The sequence below is a fragment of the Polaromonas sp. CG_9.11 genome (assembly GCF_015752225.1).
Classification (GTDB): domain Bacteria; phylum Pseudomonadota; class Gammaproteobacteria; order Burkholderiales; family Burkholderiaceae_C; genus Polaromonas.
The window spans coordinates 1-22,605 of record NZ_JADOVE010000033.1 but is presented as its reverse complement, the minus strand read 5'-3'; the positions used below and the strand labels follow the sequence as shown (position 1 = coordinate 22,605).

Genomic DNA, 22,605 nt, shown 5'->3' with positions numbered 1-22,605 from the left:
AACCCAGAAACCCCACAAATCAAGGAGCTTCGAAACACGCAAAAAGTAGCCTGACTCACTTCACTTCAGGCGACAACTTCCTTGACAGCCACCGAGACGTTGCACACGCTGCGCTACATCGATGACGAGGCCAAACGACGGGGAACGCTGATCCAGCTCAATCGCGGCGAGGCGCGCCACAGCGTCGCGCGTGCAGTATTCCATGGCAAGCGCGGGGAGCTACGCCAGCACTACCGCGAAGGACAGGAGGACCAGTTGGGCGCGCTCGGCCTGGTGCTCAACATGATCGTGCTGTGGAACTCCCTCTACATGCAGGCCGCGCTGAGTCAGCTGCGTGCGCAGGGCTACTGCGTAAACGACGATGACGTGGCCCGCCTATCGCCACTATTGCACGAGCACATCAACATGCTGGGTCGGTATTCGTTCCTGGTGCCCGACGCCGTTGCCAAGGGCGAACTGCGGGCCTTGCGCGATCCGGCTGACGGTCTTGCGTGAAGTCAGACCAGGCCCAAATTTCATTTGGCCATTCATCTTGTCCTCTTAACTGCTTTTACGGTTCCACTGCACCTCAGACCCCGAGAAGCGCGCGATCAAGCGGTTAAGGGTGTCCACTGCATCACAGAAGAAGGAGGCGCGCGCGTTTTTCGAACGTCACGCCCGGACAGGACAAGTGCAGATCCAGCCATACGCAGCTGACGCGACTGCGAATCTCGTCAAGTTCGACATCGACCGTTTGACGCAGGATGAGGAGGTATCGCAAGCCATAATAAGGCTGCTACGGCGCTTCACGCCATCGCCGTTGCACGCTATTGTCCTCGTCGACATTCACGAAGGCACGGCGCGACGCCTGTTCGAGCGTGCGGACATGCGCCATGAGTTTGACAATGCGCTGCGCATTGGCTGGGAGGAACTCGAGTCGCTCAATCCGGTCGACAGGGGGTCCATGCTGGTCCTGGCGGGTTGCCTGAACGATCATGGGCGAATGAGAGGCATCAACGCGACGATGCGAACGAAGGCGCCCCAGGGCAATGTTGCGTACCTGAGCGTCATCATGCTGGCGCATTCCCCCCGCAACTTGGGTGACCTGAGAATGTTCCTGAGTTACGGCCAACATGGCGGCGAGACGTTCATCGTTCGATCCGCTTACGACCTGATGTTACCCTGGCAATGTGAGTCGGTCACGGCGTGGGATGAGGAAGTCGAATTGCTCCAGCGCATGGCTTCGGATGACGCATTGGAGCCGGAGCTCGCGATGCGACTCGCTCGACTGGAAAGCATGTCGTGCGAGAGCAATGGGCTCCTGATCCAGGGCGCTACGGGCGATCTCGCAATTGCCGCAGACTTCGTTTACTTGGGCACTGATACGAACCTGGCAGTGATCAGTCAGGCGGACGTGCTGGCCGTTGTGAGCAACCTGCTAGCAACGGTTCGATGCAACGACGCAGCCTTGCCGGCGGCGAACGTGAAGCCCTCTGGTGACAACGTCCAGTGGAACCAAACGCTGTACGGCCAAGTCTTACTCGCGCCTGCGACGCTTTGTGCGCGCAATATGCATCCTAGACGCCGTGCACGAGGCCAAGCTGCCGGCATGGTTGGTTCAGCTCGCCGGCATAATCGAAACCGACTGAAGCCAGGTCGCGCGCTGCCATTGTGGTGAATATGCACGGACAGTAGGTGCCTACTCTAGCCTCGCCGGGCACTTATCGGTTCCAAGGATAGGAATGCGTTTTGGCTCATTCGACTCGAACGTTACTTATGCGACGCGAGTCGCGGCGAAGACTGGGCAGGCGATCCCGACTTCAAAATCACCACGACTGCTTTGCAGCGACAGTCGCCCATCACCCGCTGCGCTCGCTTGAACGACTGGTATCGGGTTATGCTGATCTGTCCTTCGACTGGCTATTGTGGTTCGTAACCGGCCCACCCAGCCTTACCTGCCCCGACGGGCCTTATGTCAAACAAGTAGCTAACGCCCCACCACTTCCAGGCAAGCCGGGAAGGTCTCTATAGGCCGAGCTCTGAATGAGAGCCCAATCGGACGAGCTGCAGTGTGTCGTCGTCGGGTTTTCGGTAGATAAGCACCAGATCAGGTTTGAGATGGCAGTCCCGATGATCGCTCCAGTTTCCGCTCAGACCGTGGTCATGGTGACACGGCTCCATCGGTACATCGTTCGCCAGCGCGACCAGGACAGGCACGAACTCAGCATCAAGTGTTGCCCGGTGCTGACCCTTGGCTTCGCGCTTGTAGTCTCGCTTGAATTGTCCCGTCTTCTCAATCGTCCGCATGCAGATCGGCCATAAGCGCATCAACACTATCGAACTTGGCCAAGCTGCCGGCGCGGGCTTCCTTCATCGCGGCAATAGTGGTGGCATTCGGAATCAAGAGCTCAAACGGTAGCGCCTTTTCCTGCGCAACCTTCGTCAGCAGCAGTCGGACCGCGTCAGACACGGTCAGGCCTATCGCGGCCAGAACAGCAGCGGCTTCTTCTTTTATCGCCCCGTCAATGCGGGCCTGTACAAGCTGGTTTGCAGCCATAGTATTTTCTCCTTGGCGTTTGAATTACATTGTAATTCACAGATGGTTGTCGCACAAGTCCTGACAAGCGCGACGCCATACCCCCGACTCGTTGTCCCTGCGACGGTGAGCACCTTGATGCCGGGCGCGAGCAAGTCGCGAAACCCGCGAATCTTTTTCGGGTTGCCCGGTCGCACCAAGATCGCGACCGGGCGCAGGTACATCGGTTGCGCATCGACGAGGTCGAACGCGCCGGGCAATGCCTTGGCGAAGTCGGCCATCATGTTTTCGGCGCCGCTAAAGACAATGTCCGCGTCTTGCTTGGCTTTGTCGATCCATTGGTTGGTCGGCCCGGCGACGACGTTGACGGTCAGCTGGTTCGCAGCGCCGAAGGCCTTGGCCGCTTCTTGGATTGACGGAGCCGGCCCACCGGGGCCGTAGACGTTGATCTCATCCTGTGCAATGGCCGGAGTCGAGCAGGTCGCTGCAATACACAAAAACAGAGCCGTCGAAGACAAGAAGCGTTTCGTGTACTGGTTCATGGTGTTTTCTGGTAGAAATCAAGTGATCAGTGCGCCGCGTCCAACATGGCAGTGGTTGAGCTCCGGCCCTTTTTAGGATCGGAGACACAGTCCAAGATCCGAGCGCTTGTAGCACTGTTCAATCTTGTTGCGAGCAGCTACCGGCGCACGCGAGTGGATTGGCGGTGGCAGTGCACTGGCGAGCGCATCAATCGGGGATCAGCGCGTGGCCGCGCAACTGCAGGTTGGCCAGCGTCGTCAACGCCGCCACGTCGATCTTTACCCGCTTGTCGACTGCCTCGGGCGCAATTGACGCCGCAGCCAGCGCCTGGCTGCACACCCGAACAGACACGCCTGCCTTCTTGAGCTGCTCGATCAGTTCAAGGTTGGGGTTCGCAGCACCGTTGTGGCGGGTGCGGTAAGCGGCGTCGTCCATCACGATTGGCGTCGCCTTGCCGTGCATCACTGCCACCACATCGCCGGAAACCGGACGAACGCCATCGGCTGCCAGCAAATTCATGAATCGCGCGACTTTTTCGAGGCTTGCGTTCGGCTTCGTCGTGTCGTCGTTGCCCTGGGTGACACTGAACACCACCTTGTAGCGAAGCGACCTGCTTGGCCGCTCGGCGGCTTGCGGGGCGGTATGGGTGGCGCCGAAATCCGGAACGGCAGGCCGTGGTGGCACTTGAGCCTGTACCAGACCAGTGGACACGGCGAGGAAAAGCGCCGCTGCTGCTGTGGCGGCTCGCATTCGAAGACGTCGTTGCATCATGAACCTCTCGCAAAAAGATAATTGAAAACGCCTGGATCAACGATCATGGCGCAGCGGCCCGAAAGCCAGACTCGACTTTGAGTCGCGACATGGGTAACGCCGCTGACAGCAAGTAACACGCCGCGCGTTGAACAAGCCTGCTGACAGCGCGCACTCCAAACCACCCGCGTCGGGCTTATGGCGTCGCCAGCCCGGTCAGTGAATTGCAAACGCGGTGCAGCCTGGCGGCGGCATCGTCGGCAACTTCGCGAATCTTCGGGTTGCCGGTCAAGCCGACCATCAGTTGCGGGTCGAGGAAGCCGACCGTCACCTGCCCGTCGGGGTCTTGCCGCACGATCACATTGCACGGCAACAAAAGGCCGATGTCGGGCTCGGCCTGCAAGGCCCGGTGTGCGAGAGGCGGATTGCAAGCGCCAAGAATCCGATAGGGCGGCAAGTCGATGTCGAGTTTTTCCTTCATCGCGCCGGCCACATCAATATCACTGAGCACGCCAAAACCCTCGGCCTTGAGCGCGGCCAGCACTTGGGGCAAAGCAACGTCGAAAGTCGTCGAAAGTGTCGTCTTAAATCCGTAGTCAGACATGGATTACTCCTTGGTTTAAAAAAGATTGAAATGGGTTTTCGGGATCACCCGTTTCATCGAATAAGCGATTGGGGGCATATTTCCAACAATGCGGCAAAGCACGCTGGAGTCCATGCAGAAAATCGGGGCGCAGAAAGTGGAAACCGCGACCATTTCATTGGCTCCCAAGCACGTGCCCATTGACGGTCTTGCCGTACAGCGAGTCATCGGTGTCATGGTACTTTTTGCGCGTCTCGGCAACTGATTTTGTGAAGCGCGGGTCTTGCGGGCGTTCATGGCTGTTCATGAAGACAGCGACATCCCAAGCCTCCTGCTCGCTCAAGGTGCCGCCCTTGCCCAACGGCATGTTGGCCTGAATGAAGCCGGCCGCGTTCGCCAGCTGATGCATCCCGGCGCCCCAGTTAAACGACTTCGGTCCCCACAGCGGCGGGAAAACCTGCTTGTCGCCAGCGCGCTGGCCCAAGCCATCGGCGCCATGGCACAGCGCGCAGTTTTGCGCATAGACTTTTTCGCCGCGTGCGTAATCGGCAGGCTGCGCGGGTTTTTTGAGCTTGGGGTAGCCGCTGCCCGGCAGCGGCATGCCTACCGGCGCGCCCTTGGCAAGCCAGAACGCATAGGTTTGCAGCGCCGTGATGATCGGATCATCTGCGGGCGGCGCCTTGCCATTCATGCTGTATTCAAAGCAGCCCTGGATGCGCGAAGCCAGCGTGTCCACCTGGCCGGTCTTGCTGCGAAAGGCCGGGTAATGGATGAAGGACGCCCACAATGGCGCCGAATCGGCTTTTCGGCCGGCATCGAGATGACAGTTGGCGCAAGTCAAGCTGTTGCCGACATAACGGCTGGCGTACTGGCCCGTTTCCATGAACACTTGCTGCCCCAGCCGGATGACCTTGCCGTAGTCCCCCGTGGGCATGTCGCTCTCGGCGGGCGGCGTAAATGCGGTGGTCACCGCTGCCGGCTTGGCACTGGCATTTGGTGCAGGCCCAGCAGGGATGATGGCGGGGCTGGCGACAGGCGTGGTTTGAGCAGCAAGCGTTTGTGCAAGCGGCGCTGAGGCCGAAGGCGCCAGCGTGTCGGCAAAGCGTGGGAACAGCATATTTCCGCCAACCGTCACCACCAGCAAAATGGCAACCATGGTGCCCACGAAGAGCAGCAGGCCGTTTACCGGGAACTTGGAAACCCAGGGTTCTGTTTTCATGGATGGCCTCTCGTTTGGGCCTGTGTTGCAGGGCTCAGGGCAGCGGGAGCGAGTGCAGCGGCTGGCACACCTGCCACACCTGGTATCGCTGTTCGATCCGGTGCCGCAATTTTTTCGTAGTAAGCCGCCACGGCGCTGATCTCGGCGTCCGATAGCTTTTTGGCCACGCCGGCCATCAGTGCCAGTGGCCCGGGCGGGCGACTGCCTGTTTTCCAGGCTTGCAGCTGCTCGGCGATGTAGGCTGCAGGCAAGCCGGCCAATGGCGGAAACTGGCCGCCAACGCCACTGCCGCCCGGCCCATGGCATTGCGCGCAGGCGGGCACCTGGTCAGCCCAGCGGCCACGCGTGGCAAGCCAGGCGCCTATATCGGAGGGCGAAGGCTGTGCTGAATCAGATGCGACCAACGGCGCAGGCAACTGGCTGAAATACAACGCCAGTGCTTGGCGCTCGGCTGGCTTCAAGCTTTGTGCAATGGGCTGCATGACAGGATTTTTGCGATCGCCGTTTGCGAACGCATTGAGTTGCGCCAGCAGGTAAGCCTGGCCAGTTCCTGCCAGGCGTGGAAAGGCGCCCATGCCTTCACCCTTGGCGCCATGACAACCGATGCAAACCGCCACGCTTGGCGATGGGCCTTGCGCAGCCATCGGTTGACCCGGCCCCTGCTTTGCAGGCTGCGCCATGGCCATAGTCACAGCAGCGCATGCCACCACAAGCATCGCAACGCTTTTCATGATGCGTGGGTAGCGGTGATTAAAACAGGCCAAACCCGGTTAACTTTTTGCATGGTAAACCTCGCATGTTTGAAATTCCAGTCAAGCCGATGCTTCTAGCGGCAACGCCAGCGTCTCCCACGCCTTGATGCCGCCCAGCATATTGAAGACTGCCGTGAAGCCATGGCGCCGCAAGATACTCACTGCCAGCCCGGAGCGATGGCCAACACTGCAGTGAACGACAAGCCGGCTGTTTTTTGGCACTGGCGGCAAGTTGTCCTCCAAATACCCAACGTAGGTATGGATTGCGCCCGGAATGTGTTTTTCTGTCCACTCCATCTCGTCGCGCACATCCAGGACATGCACGGCCTCTTGTGCAATCCAACGGCCTGCTTCCTGCGCGCTGGTGGTACCCAGCGTCTCAATTGGCAAGCCTGCTTCGCGCCAAGCTTCAACACCCTTGCATAAAACGCCTTGCACCGAGTCAATGCCAATTCGGGCAAGCGCGGCAATGGCCATTGCCGCCTGCTCGGGCTGCCCGACGACCAAAAATATTTTGGTTTTTTCATCGGCAATCCAGCCGCCAAAGGTGGCCACGCCTTCGAGCCAGATGTTGTAGGAGTCCTGGATGTGCGCGCCGGCAAAGGCTTCTGGCGGCCGAGTGTCGATCACCACGCCTTCTTGCATCTTTTCCTGAAACTCCCTGGGCGTGAGCACACGGCCTGCGAAGTGCGAGGCAAGCGCCCGTCCGCCCATGAGATTGACCTGCTCCATGTGCGTGAAATAAGGTGGGCGGGGCATTTGTTCACTGCATTTGAGCGACATGAATTCTTCACGGGTCATTTTGAACACAGGATTGGTGGCTTTTTCAATGCCCACGGTCGTGTCATCGCGTTCCGAAATGTTGCCACCACATGCCGAGCCAGACCCGTGGGCCGGCAGGACCAACGCCTGGTCGCCAAGGGGCGCAATTTTTTGGTGGACCGAGTCGTGCAGCAGCCCGGCATTTTCCCCGGTCTTGTTTGGATCAGGCAGATCGGTTCGGCCGGTATCACCGACAAACAGGCAGTCCCCCGTCAAGACGGCCCAGCATGTTTTTCCGGTGTCTTTTGGATAGACGGCATAGCTCATGCTCTCGGGTGTATGTCCAGGCGTTGCCAGCGCGACAAAATGCGTGGTGCCCACCTGGAATGCTTCACCATCGGCAAGGCGAACGTCAGACCGGTCGAACAGCGCATGCGTTCCCGTCACGATTTTGGCCCCCGTGATATCGCTCAGGCTTTGCGAGCCGAACTCGAAGTCTTCCTGGCGGTGGGTCTCCAGGACATAAGCAATACGTAAATTGTTATCGCGCGCCAGCTTGACGTAGTCGTCCACGTCACGGCGCGGATCGACCACGACCGCCAGTCCTTCACCGCAGCCGAGAACATAGGCGTTGTGACCGAGCCCCTTGGTTTTGATACGTTGGAAGAACATGAATTCACCTGATTCCTGAAATGTCGGGTTAAGTCAGCACACGAAACGGCCAGTCAACTTTGGTGCTTTTTCACTCAACAGGTTGTTTGCTCAATTGGTTATTTGTCGGCCGCAGCGGGGGACACAAGCTCGCCTTCAAGAATGAAGTTTCGATCCGTGGCCGAAACCGTCTTGATGTGAAGGGTTCCAGCGCCTTGCAGACCTTTGAAGTTTCCGGTTCCGCCCACCACTTCCCACACGCCGTTGTCAAGCAAGATCGGTTTGCCGTCAGGACCCGGGATGAAAACCGCCCGCACTGTCCACTTGACATAGGCGATGCCCCCTTGCGCTGCGGTGAACACCAGGTAACCGCTGGGATCTCCGCCGACACCGGGGACGATGTCATGCCGACCAAATTCGGTCACCGCGGCGCCGGCCAGCAAGCCCTGGCCGGTGGCCTTTCCTTCTCGCCGCACCATGAGAACGAAGTGGTTGCTGCCATCGGCAAAATCCATGCGGATCTGCTCTTTGGGTGTCATCACCGCTTCGACCTTTACTGGCGCGGCAAAGGTCAGCGTAGTGCCAAGCATGAGCAGCGCCGCTGCTAACCATCCGGCTGATTTCGACTGATTGCACTTCATAAAATATCCTTTGTCATTGTTGGTCCTAACCTCGCCCAATTGTTTGCGCTTTAAACGCCACCTTGCTCAGTAGCCGGCGGTACCCCATCGCACTCCGAAAACAAGGCCACCCAGCACCAGTCGAAGGGGTGTCATGTTGGTTTTTATATGTTTCGTCAACTGCATGAATGAATCGAAGGGCTTCCACGCGTTGCTCCCAATACGATTCAGCCGCTTGTCGTCGACTTGACAAACTCAGCAAACTCCGGCGACTTCTCCAGGTCGAACCCCATCGCCCGCGCTTCTTCAAACGCGCGTTGGGCACTCCAGCCGTTCTGTCTGGCCTGGCTCAGCACCAGCAGCAGGGCAGCGCGGGCTCCAGTGGCGCAGTGGATGAGGAAGGGCCCGTCCTTGTCCCGCATCGCGCGGTCCAGCTCGTCCACCTGATCAAGCGACAGGCTTGCCTTGTTGACCGGAATGTTCACGTATGCCAAGCCGCTGCGCTCAACCAGCGCCGCGTTGGGCGTTGGAGTTTCGCCCGGCATCCTGAAATCGATGACCGTCTTGATGCCTTCGTGCCTGGCTTGGCGCAGGTTGTCCTCGCTCGGCTGCGGGCCGATCAGCATGCCGTTTTCTAGTGGTTTGAATTGCTCATCCATGGTGGCTCCTGTAGGGATAGAAGAAAACTTACCCTTGCGGGCTGTCGGTCATTTGCGCGCAGTACCGAGCCAAGTCATCAGGCAGGTGTGACGGGCACACGCCGCACTGCTGATTGCCTGGCACGGCGTGGTCGATGAACTTAGGGTACGGCAGGTTCAAGCCGGCCATGATGGTCTTGAACTCCTCAAGAGTCTTGTCCTCGCCCAGCCGGGGGTTGCGCTTTTTTTCCTGCCCGATGGTCGAGACGCGGCGATCCTTGTAGTCGTGCGCAGGGTAAACCAGCGTGTCATCCAGCAAGGTAAAGAGTTTTTCCCGCACGCTTTTGAACAACGCATCGGCGTTGCCATTTTGAAAGTCTGTGCGCCCGCACCCTTCGATCAGCAGCGCATCGCCCGTGAAGAGCCGGTCGCCCAAGAAGTACGCAAAATGGCCGTCCGTGTGGCCCGGCGTGTGCAGTGGCTGCAAGGCAAGGCTGCCCACTTTGAACGGCACGCCTTCTTCGATGCCGACATCGGCGCAGACCAGCCGGTCAAACGCCGGCGCTGCGATCTGGCTGCCCACCTTGTGCTTGAGCTCAAGCGCTGCGGTGATGTGGTCGGCATGAATATGGGTGTCCAGGCTGAACGCCAGGGTAAGGCCCAGTCGGTGCACCTGCTCGAGGTCTCGATCCATTGATGCGATCACCGGATCTATCAAGACCGCCTGGCCGGTTTCCTCGCAGCCCAGCAGGTAGGTGTAGGTGCTGGACAGAGGTTCAAACAACTGCCGAAATATCATGTGTGCCTTTGTTGTTGTTAATTCAAGACCTGCTTGCTGCGTATAACCCATCGCTTGACAGCTGTTTTCCGGCCTTGAGCAGTCGCCAGCCGGCAAACAGCATTGCTGCTCCCCAGACAAGAAATCCGACATCCCAGTAAATCCATTGCCCGGGCGGTACGGTCTCGTTCACATGGTGAAGCTTCAAGACATGGTGGTCCACCATGCCTTCAACCACGTTGAAGAGCCCAAAGCCCATCAACATGCTTCCCGTCAGCATTTTTCCCGACCACCAGGGATGCTGCCGATGCGCTGCCCGCCACAAGAGCACCAGGCCAATCACGACAAAAACATAGGTCGATGCATGAAACAAGCCGTCCAGCAAAGTATTGAACTTGAGGTTTGCCAAGCTGTCGGGTGGATAACCGGCACTCGTTGCCATGTGGTGCCACTGCAAAATCTGGTGCAGCACAATGCCGTCGAAAAAGCCGCCCAGTCCCAAACCCAGGAAGATGCCGGCGGCTGTTGGGAAACGGCTTGCTGATGCTGAGCTTTGCTTGTCTGTCACTTCAGTGCTTGGCATGGCGTAAGTACCTCATCGATTGAGACTACAACTTATAATATGTTTTTTATGAAGATGATGACAGCGGCCTTAAAAGTTACCCTTGCATTTGAGTCAACCTTGTTGCTTTGCTCATGGATAGATGCTTTCCAGCGCCGCTGGATGACAGGCACCTGCTCGCTCGTTGTCGCCCGTTATCGCCCCCAACTTACCAACGGCAAGACATACTATTGAAACATATATTCAATAAAAGTATAATTAAAGCAAATTGAAAAGGAAAGACGGTGACGGTGCAGATGGATAAGAAAATCGATTTTCAGGCCATGCAGCAAGCCGCTGCCCAAGCCAGCGGACTGCTCAAGGTGCTAGCCAATTCCGATCGTCTGCTGCTGCTGTGCCAGATGAGCCAGGGCGAGTATTGCGTGAGCGACCTCGAAGAGGTGACCGGAATCAAGCAGCCGACGCTGTCCCAGCAGCTGAGCGTCTTGCGCGAGGAAAAAATGGTCAGTACCCGGCGTGAAGGAAAGCAGATTTTCTACAACATTGCCAGCCCAGAAGCGATGGCGGTCATGAAGGTGCTGTACGCGCTTTATTGCAAGCAAGTCCACGACCCAAAGGAGGTATCGAATGACCATTGACTGGACACACTTCACGCCCTGGACCTCCCTGGCCGGTGGCTTGCTGATCGGCTTGGCAACGGCTATTTTCTTACTGTTGAGCGGGCGCATTGCCGGCATCAGCGGCATTGTGGGCGGCCTGCTGCGTCCAGCCAAAGGCGACGTGGCCTGGCGGCTGGCGTTTGTTGCGGGACTGCTTGCCGCACCCTGGGTGTTTTCCATGGCAGCGCCTTTGCCGCAGGTAACGATCGATGCAGGCACGGCGACATTGGTTGCCGCCGGACTGCTGGTGGGCGTGGGTACGCGCTACGGCTCGGGCTGCACCAGCGGGCACGGCGTCAGTGGTTTGTCGCGCGGCTCGCCTCGCTCGATTGTGGCTACCGCTGCGTTCATGGCTGCCGGTTTTCTGACGGTGTTTGTGGTTCGGCATCTTCTCAGCTAAAGAAGAGGTTAATTAATGCAAATCATCACGGCATTGGCCACGGGCTTGATTTTTGGCCTGGGCTTGATCCTGTCGGGCATGACGGACCCATCCAAGGTGATCGGTTTTCTGGATCTGGCCGGCCGTTGGGACCCTTCGCTGGCATTCGTCATGGGCGGCGCCATCCTGGTTGGGGTGGTTGCGGTTCGGTTTGCCAGGAGACGCGAGAAATCGCTGCTGGGCGATGTCATGCGTTTGCCAACTGCCGGCCAGGTGGACCGCCGCTTGGTGCTGGGGAGCCTGACCTTTGGCGCTGGCTGGGCTCTAGCAGGGTATTGCCCTGGCCCGGCCTTGGTTTCTGTTGCACAAGGGGGCACTCAGCCGCTTATTTTTGTGGTTGCCATGCTGGCCGGAATGGCCATCTATGAGATCCAGGACCGGTTGGCAATAATGCGACAGCAAAAAACAGCTTGAGCTGTGGTGGTCGAGTTTTGAAGAGCCGAGCCAAGATCTGGCAAGTAGCAGTTCCACACGCTGCAGCAATTTCAAAAGGCGCGAACTCATGAGCAATGCGACGACGTGGCTTGCAGCGTTCCTGACCGTCGCTGCTTTGTTGGTCTATGAAGGCACTTTGCTCTTGGTGCAGCAGCGCCATCCTGCGCGGCTGGCGCATGCCGATTTGCGCGAGCAATGGCTGTCAGCGCTTTCGGACCATCCGGGATCGGAAGTGCTGGCCGTGCAGACCTTGCGCAACTCATTGATGGCAGCAACGATGACGGCTTCAACGGCTGCCCTGGGATTAATGGGTGCAGTAACCCTTGCCGCCCCTTCGCTCAACTCGACGTTTGGCGATGCAAGCTCAATGCATTTCACTGCGCGCCTGGCGCTCGAGCTCGTGCTGATGATGCTGTTGTTTTCTTCCCTGGTCTGCTCGGCGATGGCTGCGCGTTATTACAACCATGCCGGCTTCATCTGCTCGATGCCGGTTCATTCGCAGGCACGCCAGCGCTGGGCTCCCATAGGTGGGGTTTAGGGCGCAATGGAACATAAAACACGGTTAAGGAATTTTTCCCCGATGCAGAAGACGCGAAACGGTCGCCGGATGGACGTTGAACAGTCTGGCCGCTGCGGCTGCGGTTTTCTGACCCGTGTTGACCAGGCTCACGATTTCTTGCTGCTGATTGGGCTTGAGTTTGGGGCGTCGCCCCCCAAGCCGGCCTTGCTTGCGAGCCTCATCGAGACCGCTGCGCGTGCGTTCGCGCAGCATCGCACGCTCGAACTCCGCAAAGCTTCCGACGATTTGCATCATCATGCGCCCGCCCGCAGAGGTGGTGTCAATCGCCTCGGTCAGACTGCGAAAGCCCGCCTGCGCCTGGGCAATTTTCTCTATCAGGCCGAGCACATCTTTTAGCGAGCGTGACAGGCGGTCCAGCTTCCAGACCACCAGCACGTCACCCTTGCGCAGTTGCGCCAACAGGCGATGCAACTCCGGGCGGTCCCAGCGTCCCCCCGAAGCTCTTTCTTGAAAGATCAGTTCACACCCGGAGGTTTTCAACGCGGCAATTTGTGCAGCCGTTTCCTGATCCTGGGTTGAGACGCGTGCGTAGCCAATCAGCATTGGTGCATAAACCTGTTGCAAATGAATTCTATTTTGCAATACATTTGTGCAACACACAATGCCTTGATGGGCGGTCGTCCAGCAATCGTTGCGCAAACGAAGGTTTGTGCAACGTTCTGATTTTTATCTGATGCCCGTCCAATTCCTCACTTCCGAACAACGCGCCAATTACGGTCGGTATGACGGCGATCCGAGCGCCGATGAGTTGTCGCGCTATTTCCACCTTGATGACGCTGACCACATACTGATCGGCAGCAAGCGCGGCGACCACAATCGGTTTGGATTTGCGCTGCAACTGACCACGGCGAGATTTCTCGGCACCTTTCTCGAAGACCCTGTTGATGTACCAGGCGCGGTATTGCAAACACTCGTTCGGCAATTGCGAGGCGTCAATCTTGAGCAACTGCACGGCTATCGCAACGCCAACCAGCAATGGGAACACACCACGGAAATCCGGTTGAGATATGGTTTTTGTGAATGGGCGGAGCCCACTGTGGGTTTTCGCCTGAGCCGCTGGCTCTATACCTTGAGTTGGACGGGCACCGAGCAACCGGGCGTCCTGTTTGACCGCGCAATCACCTGGCTGTTGGCACACAAGGTAATTTTGCCAGGCTGCACGACCCTGGAGCGCTTCGTGTCTCGCTTGCGCAGCCGCGTCGAAGATCGGCTGTGGAAACGGCTGGGACGCGGCATAACGGACGAACAACGCGCCCGCCTGGAAGACTTGCTGACGGTGCCATCGCCAGGTCGCAGTTCGTGGCTCGACAAATTGCGATCCGGACCTGTTCGCGTCAGTGGCCGGGCACTGGTCAAAGCCATCGTGCGCCTGCAGGCGGTGCGTGATTTGGGCATCAAGCTGCCTGCGACAGGCGTACCACCAGGCCGACTCGCCTCCCTGGCGCGTTTTGCCGGCACCGCCAAGGTCACGGCCATCAGCCGCTTGCCTCCTGTACGTCGACTGGCTACGCTGGTTGCATTCATCCACTGTCTGGAGGCCACCGCGCACGACGACGTGATTGAAGTGCTGGACATGCTGCTGCAGGAATTGTTCAGCGAGGCCGTCAAGGCCGACAAGAAAGCGCGGTTGCGCAGCCTCAAGGATCTCGATGCTGCCGCTACCGTGCTGGCCACGGCATGCCGTACTTTGTTGGATCCGGCCCTGGCTGATGACGATTTGCGTGACAGCGTATTCGCACGTATTTCGCGCGAGCGACTGACACAGGCGCTGGCCAGCGTGGACGCATTGGTGCGCCCGCCCAACGACGTGTATTACGGCGAACTCAACGAGCGTTACCGCGCCGTGCGCGTCTTCCTGCCGACCCTGCTGCGGTACATCGAGTTTGGCTCGAACCGGGCAGGCGAGCCTGTTGTGGCTGGCTTGGAGTGGTTGAAAGCACGCGAGATGCGTGTCAAACCCGAGCTACCAGCGCCGCAAGAGGTGATTACCAAGGCGTGGCTACGCCATGCTCTGCGCGAGAACGCCAGCGTTGACCCCCGCGCCTACACGTTCTGCGTGCTCGATGGACTGCACAAAGCACTGCGTCGCCGGGATGTATTTGTCAGCCCGAGCTGGCGCTACGCCGACCCGCGCGCCGGACTGCTCACCGGCCCGGAGTGGGAAACCGCGCGCCCCATTATTTGCCGTAGCCTGGGACTCTCGGCCGACCCGGCACCCGCTTTGGCCGCGCTGAGCGCAGAGTTGGACCAGACATACCGCGCGGTTTCCTCTCGCCTGCCCAATAATCCTGCCGTTCGATTTGAGACCGTGGGCGACAAGAAGGAGTTGGTCCTGAGTCCGTTGGACAAGCTGGAGGAGACGGCGTCATTGCTCGCCCTGCGCGCGGCCGTCGTTGCCCTGCTGCCTGAAGTCGATTTGCCAGAAATCCTGCTGGAAATATCTGCTCGCACCGGGTTCACCGACGCCTTCACCCATCTCACGCAGGCCACTGCACGGGCACAGGATCTGAGCACCAGCCTGTGCGCGGTATTGTTGGCAGAGGCCTGCAATACAGGTCCGGAGCCATTGATCCGTTACGACGTGCCAGCGCTCAAGCACGAGCGACTGGCCTGGGTTGATCAGAATTACCTGCGCGACGACACCCTGGTCGCAGCCAAAGCCTTATTGGTTGCCGCACAGAACCGCGTGGCATTGGCCCACGCCTGGGGTGGTGGTGACGTGGCATCAGCCGACGGCATGCGCTTTGTCGTGCCGGTGCGCACCGTACACGCCGGCCCCAACCCCAAATACTTCGGTTTCGGGCGAGGTGTCACCTGGTACAACTTGCTGTCCGACCAATGCTCGGGCCTGAACGCCATCACGGTTCCCGGCACACTGCGTGACAGTCTGATCTTGTTGGCGGTTGTTTTGGAGCAGCAAACTGAACTGCAACCGACCAAGATCATGACCGACACCGGCGCCTACAGTGATGTGGCCTTTGGATTGTTTCGGTTGCTGGGTTATCGTTTCAGCCCGCGTCTGGCCGACGTCGGCGGCACGCGCTTTTGGCGCATTGATACGGGCGCAGACTATGGCGAACTCAACTCGCTTGCCCGGCACAGCGTCTCGCTGGGCAGAATCAAGGCGAACTGGGATGACTTGTTGCGTCTGGCCGGCTCCCTCAAGCTGGGCCGAATACCCGCCACGGGCATTATGAGAACCTTGCAGACGGGGGATCGACCGACGCAGTTGGCCCTGGCGCTGGCTGAGTTGGGTCGAATCGAGAAAACGTTGCACTCGCTGAACTACATCGATGACGAAAATCGGCGCCGGGTCATCTTGCGCCAGCTGCTGTCAAACCGGAACCGCGCCCTGCTGGCCCAGATCGCCGTCACCCATCCCTCGTCGCTGCACGAGCTGGCTACTACCACCGGCCGAACGCCCGGCAACCTGTCGCGCACGCTCAAGACGATGGAGCGCTATGGCCTCGTGCGCCTGCACAAGGGCGAGCGCGGCAAGCTACGTCCCGAGGTGCCTTACCGCGACGTGCAGCTGGATATGACACTTTCGTAGAAGGGGCGCATAACTCTTCCGTGCGAAGGCTATAGTGTTTGTACCGAAGCAGCGTGTCCCTAGATGTTCGATTCCAAAATAAGCCCCGTCCACGGTGACACTTGGCGGCCCTTCCGCGAGCCTTCCGACTCGACTGGTGGTTTCTCAGTTGGGAGGATCAAAATCAAGCCTCGCGCGAATTGCAAAAGCCGAATGCGCTGAACAGATTGCGGCGGCAAGTGCCATTCGGACCTGTCCTCTTTTCATTCCTTTGAGAGTCCGTCCTTTGTATGAACCGAACCTGTCGGTTAAGCTACCGCATGTGCCGAGACCGCAAACGGATAGCGGTGGATGGCTTAAAAATGTGTGGACACGGAGGCAACGATTGATCGACATCGACAACACTGCACGCAAGGAGGCGGAAGAGGCGTTGCTCAAAGCCGGGGCGTTGCAGAACGCGATTTTCAACAGCGCCAACTTCTCCAGCATCGCCACCGACGCGAAGGGCGTTATTCAGATCTTCAACGTCGGTGCCGAGCGGATGCTGGGCTATACCGCCGCCGAAGTGTTAAACAAGAACACGCCCGCCGATATTTCCGATCCGCAGGAAGTGATTGCGCGCGCCAAGGCGTTGAGCGTCGAACTCGGCACCTCGATTACGCCCGGTTTTGAGGCGCTGGTGTTCAAGGCCTCGCGCGGGATCGAGGACATCTACGAACTGACGTACATCCGCAAGGACGGCAGCCGCTTCCCGGCGGTCGTGTCGGTGACGGCGCTGCGAGATATTGAGAACAACATTATCGGTTATCTGCTGATCGGCACCGACAATACGGCGCGTAAGGAAGTTGAAGCCGAGCGAATGCTGCTCGATCAGGCCGTGCGAGATCAACAGTTCTATACGCGTTCGCTGATTGAATCCAACATTGACGCACTGATAACCACCGATCCGCGCGGCATCATCACCGACGTTAACAAGCAGATGGAGGCGCTCACCGGATGCACGCGCGACGAGCTGATCGGCGCGCCGTTCAAGGACTACTTCACCAACCCGGAGCGCGCCGAGGCGGGCATCAAGCTGGTGCTGGGCGAAGGCAAAGTCACCGACTACGAGCTCACTGCGCGCGCCAGGGACGGCAAGGAAACCGTGGTGTCCTACAACGCGACCACCTTCCACAACCGCGACCGGAAACTGCGGGGCGTGTTCGCCGCCGCCCGCGATGTCACCGAACGCAAGCGTTACGAACAATCGTTGCAGGAAGCCGACCGCCGCAAGAACGAGTTCCTGGCGATGCTGGCCCACGAACTCCGCAACCCCTTGGCCCCAATCCGCAACGCCCTGCAAATCATACGGCTCACGGCGAGCCGGGAGCGTCAGCGACCGGAGGACGAGGCCGTCCGATCGGCGTCCGCGATGATGGATCGTCAGGTCGGCCAGATGGTGCGGCTGGTGGACGACTTGCTCGATGTGAGCCGCATCAGCCGGGGCAAGATCGAGCTCCGCAGGGGGCAGATCGAACTGGCATCCGCCGTCTACCACGCCGCCGAAGCCATCCGGCCGCAGTGCAAGAGCATGGATCAGACACTGACCGTCACGCTGCCGCCGAAACCGATATTCCTGAACGCCGACTCGACCCGGCTGGCTCAGGTGGTGGGCAACCTGCTCAACAACGCCTACAAGTTCACCGACAAGGGTGGCCAGATTTGGCTCACCGTCGAGTGCGAGAGCAAGCAAGCGGTTATCCGAGTGCGGGACAACGGCATCGGCATCGCCGCCGACCAGCTTCCCCGGATCTTCGAGATGTTCACGCAGCTTGATAGGTCGTTGGAGCGTTCGCAGAGCGGGCTGGGTATCGGCCTGACGCTCGTGAAAAGCCTGGTGGAGTTGCACGACGGCACGGTGGAAGTTCACAGTGCCGGTGTGGGTCAGGGGAGTGAGTTCACGATTCGTCTGCCGATCTTGGTGGAAACGCCCCAGCCGCCGCCAGAGCCGACCGCCGGCGAGCCGACGCCGACGACGGCCCGCCGCATTCTCGTGGTCGATGACAGCCGGGACTCGGCCACGTCTCTCGCCAAGCTATTGAACCTGACCGGCCACGAGACTCACACCGCCTACGACGGCCTGCAGGCAGTGGAAGCGGCGGCGACGTTCCGGCCCGACGTCATCCTGCTCGACATCGGCCTGCCGAAACTGAACGGCTACGAAGCCTGTCGCAAGATCCGCGAACGGCCGTGGAGCAAAGACATCGTGATCGTCGCCTTAACCGGATGGGGACAGGATGAGGACCGCCGTAAGTCCAAAGAGTCCGGGTTCGACGGCCATCTGGTCAAGCCGGTCGACTACGCCGTCCTCACGAAGCTGCTGGCCGAGTTACAGCCGACCCCGGCCTGACCAGCGCAGGTGCCGCCGACCAACGGCCTGCCGGGCAAGTCCGGCGGCTCTCTTTAATGTGGGGGCTGTCGGGCGCGTCCAACCCCCAAAGGGGACTAGACAACGCTCGCAGGCAATCCTGGGTACGAGTGGTCGGCAGCGGGTCAAGTTAGCGGTCGGTCGAAGTGCCATCAAAAAATTGACCGACCTCTACCCGCGCTGGCCCGCACACCCCCAGTGTCTTTTTTTCCATCATCCAGGGTGACCCGCACGGGTCATGACAGTTAGCGGATGGCTCCCCGAGCCTCCAGAGCGCATAGTCGCCAAGATTTCCCTGGTTAGCTCCCAGCTTCATGGATGATAAAGGACGTTATCATTCATATTAGCATAGGCAAGCGTTGGCAAGTTTTAAGCGGCTGGAAACGCTTTGGCTTCCAATTTGCTCATTTTTGAGTTCAAAGGATAGGAGGCCAAATCCAGGCCAAGATCAATACCAGTTTCAGTGTCTTTTGCGTCTAGCTTGATGAACCTTTTCGTTTTGGCTCACGGGCGCTAACGTGCATGACAGCGTGCCGATGGCCGAGTTGCTCGATGCGGTGGTGCCTGTGAAAGGCGAGCGCGGCAGGCCCCGGCAAAGTCCGGGCAAACTGCATGCCGACAAGGCATATGACCATCGGCGCTGCCGCCGCGCTTGCCGCCAGCGCGGCACCCAGCCGCGCATTGCCCGCCGAGGCGTCGATAGTAGCGAGCGGCTGGGCCACCACCGCTGGGTGGTTGAGCGCACCCTGACATGGTTTGAACACATGCGGCGCTTGAGCATCCGCTACAAACGCAGGCCCGACATCCATTACGCCTTCACTTCCCTGGCTTGCTCGCTCATCTGCTCGAATACGCTTCAAGGAAAGTTTCGAAAGGCACTGTTAATAATGGACCAAAGTTCGTCGCTTACGAGTGCTTTTGCCTTGCCCCAGAGATAGGGGCATACACAGAAATTTCTAGGTTTCGAAAGGCACTGTTAGGACCCTTGCGACCTCAGTTCCGGACCAGCACCCTTTGCGTGTAGACGTCGAGGTCGCAGCCCGGCAGCGTGGCGGACCGAGCCAAAGCTAAGCTCCCTCCGGTCAAGGCAGCGGCCGTGCTTGCATCGACTGCGGCGGCGTCGCCCAGCGCGGCTCCATTGGCATTGAACCGTTGCGCCGTGAAGCTGCCGCCACTGGCTGGCGTGAACACAACAAAGCTTCCATCGGCCAGTTCGGTTGCCGCAACGGGCATTGATGCAGCGCTGGCGGCATCGCCAACTGGATTGCCTGCGCTGTCCAGGAACTGGCGCAAGGTGCCAGTCGAGTCGCTGGTGAAGCGCACGAAGCGGTCGCCTGCCAGAGGCAGCAACAGGGCACTGCCGAGTCTTTCCGGAACGATTTCCCTGGCCGTATCCGCCGCGTCGAAGTGGATCACGGAGGTGCCGGGCTTGTTCTCGGATGAATTGTTGCTGCGGAGCATGGTCAATATGTATCCCCCTTGCCTGTCCGCCGCCAGCGTATAGGCGCCAAAGCCCGGGGCGCGGTACGTCGAGACTAATACATTGCCACCGACCGGCTGCGCCTGGCTGTCGTACCGCTGCTTGTACACGGTGTTGAATACGGAGATGGGGTTGATCCCGTAACTGGCCCACGCCACGACAAAGCCACCGTCGGCCAAGGGGACTGCCTTGGGGAAACCCCCGCCCTCATTCACAGGGCCGTTGAATGCAATCCGTGACACCACCGTGACCTCGCCCGAGAGCTGCGCGCCGCTGGCGTCGAACCGCTGGAAGAAAACCCCCTCCACCGGCTGTCCAGTGTCCAGCCGCCTGCTGGTCTCATAGACGAACACAACACTTCCATCGCGCAGCACTGCCACCGAAGTCTTGTTGATGACCCCAGTCGTGGCGAGTCTTGAAAAGGGCACGGAAACTTCCGTCCCGAGTTTGCTGCCGGCGCTGTCGTAGCGCTGGATGGCGAAGGCCATGGTGTTGTCGATCCAGGCCACCGTATAGCCGCCGTCTGCTTGCGCGCTGACGCTGGCGACCCTTTGCTCCCCAGCCGTCGTTGTGTTGACGCGGGAAGCGGGCTGAACGAGCAGCGCCGGCGTGATTGCTGGAACGGAACCCGGAACAGGCACCGGAACCAGGGCTGGCACTGAAGCAGGTGGTGGGACAGGAGCAGATGTCACCGGCATCGTGGACGCCGACACGGTGGTTGTAACGCCGTCATCGCCGCCGCCGCAAGCAGATACCAAAAAGACGACAGCCATTGAAACTGCAAGAATTTGTTTGCCGTGACCGTTGTCCGTAAAACGTTTCATACCAAACCTTTTCAAACTTCTGGTTAGTATGCCGGTTAGCACAAGGGCCATTTGAAAGGTGTGTTCGGGTTGCGCCCTCAGAATCGGCCGATATGTCGTTTCGTGGATGACGAGTCTTGCGATCAGCACGGGCGCCACCAAAGAGCTTGCGGCCTTCCCGCCAAGCAGGCGCTACTTCGATTAGCAACGGGGACGCCGCTTATTCCGCCCAGGGTCTTTGCGACACCGCCCTACCTGAGGCGGTTCAGAATCTTGCACGCCTCACGCTGCTTTGGACGCGGGGCTACCCGAGGGCGCCCGCCCCTGGACTTGGGCGGCTCGGCAGGCAACAACGGCTCGATGATGGATCAGAGTTCATCAGTTACCAGTGGTCTTTTCATGCTCCCGAACTATGGGCGCAGACCAATCTCCAGGTTTTGAAAGGCACAGTTAGACGAATGGCAGCGACCTAAAGCTGCCACCGCCCGCTTCGGTCAGATTACGTGTGCAGGCAGTCTTTCGACGAACAACCCGAACCTGCTGGGTCTCAACGTTCGTGTCAATTGCCGCTATGCCAGTTTCTGATCGTAACCAGCCGATCCTGCAGCTCCCTAAGACTGGCCTTATGTCAAGAAGCCAATCTGGTGGTGTCCAAATCAACAGATTTAAATCTGATCCGTGTGTTTGGGATGCGGCCATACACTGAATACACAGGCGATAACGACCGCCCTGAACCAGCGAAGGTGTCGCTCATGCTGGCTGAACATAACGCCTGACGCGGAAAACGGCTCAGGAGTGAAGTGCCGGGCGGTAAGCCCGGTTCAACTCGGCAGCTACGGACTCCAGCCGCTTGTCCAAAGTCCAGATCAACTTCTGATCGCCCAGAAGCGCCGAGGCCAGCAGGCTCATGTCAACGAAGCCACACCCGCGACCGTACAAGCTGCGACGCTCGATCAGTTCCAAAAGCTCCTCAGGTGTCGCAAGAGGCGTGCTTTCAAGTTCGGCCAGCATGGCAATGATGGCGCGTCGATTCGGTGGTGTCCCGCAGGCCACTTCCGTCACCACATAGGGGTGGCATACAACCCTGCCCTCTTCCAGCAAAGCCACAAGACGCTCGTTGCGTTGCTTGAAGTGACCCACCCACACAGAGGTATCGACCAGCACATTCATGAAGTCGGCACTTCTTCGCGCCGGCGAGGCGCGAGTTCAACATCAGGCGCCTGGCCGCCCAGGGCAGCCAGGCGGCGGGCGGTCTGGCGTTGAATGAATGCCTTGACACATTCCCTGATCAGCTCGGACTTCTCCACGCCAGGGTCAGCCAGTGCCAGGGCCTTGGCAAAAAGTTGGTCATCAATCGTGAGTGTGGTTCGCATAGTCAGCCTTTCGCATCAAAGTGGACATCATTTTGAATCAAAAGATGGATGAAGGAAACAGCCTTTACCTTTGCCCGCCCCTTTGTTCAACCTTCTTGAAGTGGAATCAAAGCTGTTTTAGTGGCTGCACGACACCTACCCGCTTGTAAAGCGTGATGCGCGATACGCCGTACCACGCGGCGATGTCTTTGACTTGCGCGGCCGGATCGGCCAGCAGTGCGCGTATTTGAAGTAGCCTCAGGAAATGGAAAAAATCGTACGCTAACAAGTTTTGGCTTGTTGTAAACGAAGGTTTTTGAGCAGCTTTTGTGAGAAAGCAGGCGTCTATGGGATGAAATGTCTTCCAAATCTTTTCGAAAAGCATTCTTAAAACAGAGACTCAAAAACATGACTTTTGAGAATGCCGGACGCTGTAGAGGACTGACTTTCATAGGCGGGGCACTTCGCTAACGAATGAAAGGGGCGTTCCCCTGGTTCCGGGTTTTACCGCGTTGCGCTATTCAGTCGCCCGGTGCCACGATGGGAAGCGCAGACTTTTCATTCAC

The 22,605-nt window shown here is 59.0% G+C and carries 23 protein-coding genes and 4 pseudogenes; 9 read left to right on the top strand and 18 right to left on the bottom strand.

Annotated elements, in window-relative coordinates:
* Positions 1-93: 93 nt before the first annotated feature.
* Positions 94-495, top strand: a pseudogene (locus IWX85_RS18795) (Tn3 family transposase); the annotation flags it as partial.
* A gap of 109 nt (positions 496-604) precedes the next feature.
* Entirely contained in the window at positions 605-1,657 is a 1,053-nt protein-coding gene (locus IWX85_RS18790) for a hypothetical protein (RefSeq protein ID WP_196870785.1), read from the top strand.
* Between the two features lie 347 nt (positions 1,658-2,004).
* Here IWX85_RS18790 and IWX85_RS18785 read toward each other — a convergent pair whose 3' ends face one another.
* The 12 genes from IWX85_RS18785 to IWX85_RS18730 form a co-directional block, all read right to left on the bottom strand.
* Positions 2,005-2,286, bottom strand: coding sequence for a type II toxin-antitoxin system YafQ family toxin (locus IWX85_RS18785; RefSeq protein WP_196870784.1), 282 nt, complete (start codon positions 2,284-2,286; stop codon positions 2,005-2,007).
* Positions 2,273-2,536, bottom strand: coding sequence for a type II toxin-antitoxin system RelB/DinJ family antitoxin (locus IWX85_RS18780; RefSeq protein ID WP_196870783.1), 264 nt, complete (start codon positions 2,534-2,536; stop codon positions 2,273-2,275). Before IWX85_RS18780 ends, IWX85_RS18785 begins: the two co-directional genes overlap by 14 nt.
* On the bottom strand, positions 2,491-3,057 hold the full coding sequence (locus IWX85_RS18775; protein ID WP_196870782.1) for a substrate-binding domain-containing protein: 567 nt from the start codon (positions 3,055-3,057) through the stop codon (positions 2,491-2,493). The genes IWX85_RS18780 and IWX85_RS18775 overlap by 46 nt, the downstream gene beginning before the upstream one ends.
* 187 nt (positions 3,058-3,244) lie before the next feature.
* Positions 3,245-3,805 carry a DsrE family protein gene (locus tag IWX85_RS18770; protein ID WP_231379984.1) on the bottom strand — a complete coding sequence of 187 codons (561 nt, stop codon included), beginning with the start codon at positions 3,803-3,805 and terminating at the stop codon, positions 3,245-3,247.
* A gap of 178 nt (positions 3,806-3,983) precedes the next feature.
* Complete coding sequence (locus IWX85_RS18765) at positions 3,984-4,391, bottom strand: DUF302 domain-containing protein (RefSeq protein ID WP_196870781.1); 408 nt, start codon at positions 4,389-4,391, stop codon at positions 3,984-3,986.
* 154 nt (positions 4,392-4,545) lie between these two features.
* Entirely contained in the window at positions 4,546-5,589 is a 1,044-nt protein-coding gene (locus tag IWX85_RS18760) for a c-type cytochrome (protein ID WP_231379983.1), read from the bottom strand.
* Positions 5,586-6,269, bottom strand: coding sequence for a c-type cytochrome (locus IWX85_RS18755; RefSeq protein WP_231379981.1), 684 nt, complete (start codon positions 6,267-6,269; stop codon positions 5,586-5,588). The genes IWX85_RS18760 and IWX85_RS18755 overlap by 4 nt, the downstream gene beginning before the upstream one ends.
* Positions 6,270-6,401: 132 nt before the next feature.
* Positions 6,402-7,775: a rhodanese-like domain-containing protein gene (locus tag IWX85_RS18750; protein WP_196870779.1), complete on the bottom strand. Its 1,374-nt coding sequence runs from the start codon at positions 7,773-7,775 to the stop codon at positions 6,402-6,404.
* 98 nt (positions 7,776-7,873) lie between these two features.
* Entirely contained in the window at positions 7,874-8,434 is a 561-nt protein-coding gene (locus IWX85_RS18745; RefSeq protein ID WP_231379979.1) for a hypothetical protein, read from the bottom strand.
* 167 nt (positions 8,435-8,601) lie between these two features.
* A complete protein-coding gene (locus IWX85_RS18740; protein WP_196870777.1) occupies positions 8,602-9,033 on the bottom strand; it encodes a beta-lactamase hydrolase domain-containing protein in 432 nt (143 codons plus the stop codon).
* Positions 9,034-9,061: 28 nt separating this feature from the next.
* A complete protein-coding gene (locus tag IWX85_RS18735; protein WP_196870776.1) occupies positions 9,062-9,811 on the bottom strand; it encodes an MBL fold metallo-hydrolase in 750 nt (249 codons plus the stop codon).
* Positions 9,812-9,833: 22 nt separating this feature from the next.
* Entirely contained in the window at positions 9,834-10,373 is a 540-nt protein-coding gene (locus IWX85_RS18730) for a DUF2243 domain-containing protein (protein ID WP_196870775.1), read from the bottom strand.
* Positions 10,374-10,648: 275 nt separating this feature from the next.
* Between IWX85_RS18730 and IWX85_RS18725 the strand changes: the two genes are divergently transcribed.
* The 4 genes from IWX85_RS18725 (at position 10,649) to IWX85_RS18710 (ending at position 12,423) form a co-directional block, all read left to right on the top strand.
* Positions 10,649-10,990 (top strand): metalloregulator ArsR/SmtB family transcription factor, encoded by a 342-nt coding sequence (locus tag IWX85_RS18725; protein WP_196870774.1) that lies wholly within the window; start codon positions 10,649-10,651, stop codon positions 10,988-10,990.
* Positions 10,980-11,411 (top strand): YeeE/YedE family protein, encoded by a 432-nt coding sequence (locus IWX85_RS18720; protein WP_196870773.1) that lies wholly within the window; start codon positions 10,980-10,982, stop codon positions 11,409-11,411. The genes IWX85_RS18725 and IWX85_RS18720 overlap by 11 nt, the downstream gene beginning before the upstream one ends.
* Before the next feature lie 15 nt (positions 11,412-11,426).
* Positions 11,427-11,864, top strand: a complete 438-nt coding sequence (locus IWX85_RS18715) for a YeeE/YedE family protein (protein ID WP_196870772.1) — start codon at positions 11,427-11,429, stop codon at positions 11,862-11,864.
* Positions 11,865-11,952: 88 nt separating this feature from the next.
* On the top strand, positions 11,953-12,423 hold the full coding sequence (locus IWX85_RS18710; protein ID WP_196870771.1) for a DUF599 family protein: 471 nt from the start codon (positions 11,953-11,955) through the stop codon (positions 12,421-12,423).
* 24 nt (positions 12,424-12,447) lie between these two features.
* Here IWX85_RS18710 and IWX85_RS18705 read toward each other — a convergent pair whose 3' ends face one another.
* Positions 12,448-13,008, bottom strand: coding sequence for a recombinase family protein (locus IWX85_RS18705; RefSeq protein WP_196870770.1), 561 nt, complete (start codon positions 13,006-13,008; stop codon positions 12,448-12,450).
* A gap of 130 nt (positions 13,009-13,138) precedes the next feature.
* On the opposite strand from IWX85_RS18705, the pseudogene IWX85_RS18700 reads away from it, so the two are divergent.
* The 3 genes and pseudogenes from IWX85_RS18700 to IWX85_RS18690 all read left to right on the top strand — a co-directional run.
* Positions 13,139-15,829, top strand: a pseudogene (locus IWX85_RS18700) (Tn3 family transposase); the annotation flags it as partial.
* 553 nt (positions 15,830-16,382) lie between these two features.
* Positions 16,383-18,386, top strand: a complete 2,004-nt coding sequence (locus IWX85_RS18695) for a PAS domain S-box protein (protein ID WP_196870768.1) — start codon at positions 16,383-16,385, stop codon at positions 18,384-18,386.
* Between the two features lie 521 nt (positions 18,387-18,907).
* Positions 18,908-19,249 (top strand): annotated as a pseudogene (locus IWX85_RS18690) (transposase); the annotation flags it as partial.
* Between the two features lie 148 nt (positions 19,250-19,397).
* On the opposite strand, the gene IWX85_RS18685 reads toward IWX85_RS18690, so the two are convergent.
* The 5 genes and pseudogenes from IWX85_RS18685 to IWX85_RS18670 form a co-directional block, all read right to left on the bottom strand.
* Positions 19,398-20,837: a hypothetical protein gene (locus IWX85_RS18685; RefSeq protein WP_196870766.1), complete on the bottom strand. Its 1,440-nt coding sequence runs from the start codon at positions 20,835-20,837 to the stop codon at positions 19,398-19,400.
* Positions 20,838-20,983: 146 nt separating this feature from the next.
* Positions 20,984-21,088 (bottom strand): annotated as a pseudogene (locus IWX85_RS20610) (IS5/IS1182 family transposase); the annotation flags it as partial.
* 388 nt (positions 21,089-21,476) lie between these two features.
* Complete coding sequence (locus IWX85_RS18680; protein ID WP_196870765.1) at positions 21,477-21,857, bottom strand: type II toxin-antitoxin system VapC family toxin; 381 nt, start codon at positions 21,855-21,857, stop codon at positions 21,477-21,479.
* Positions 21,854-22,060, bottom strand: a complete 207-nt coding sequence (locus IWX85_RS18675) for a type II toxin-antitoxin system VapB family antitoxin (protein WP_196870764.1) — start codon at positions 22,058-22,060, stop codon at positions 21,854-21,856. Before IWX85_RS18675 ends, IWX85_RS18680 begins: the two co-directional genes overlap by 4 nt.
* A gap of 106 nt (positions 22,061-22,166) precedes the next feature.
* On the bottom strand, positions 22,167-22,328 hold the full coding sequence (locus IWX85_RS18670) for a hypothetical protein (protein WP_196870763.1): 162 nt from the start codon (positions 22,326-22,328) through the stop codon (positions 22,167-22,169).
* Between the last annotated feature and the right edge of the window lie 277 nt (positions 22,329-22,605).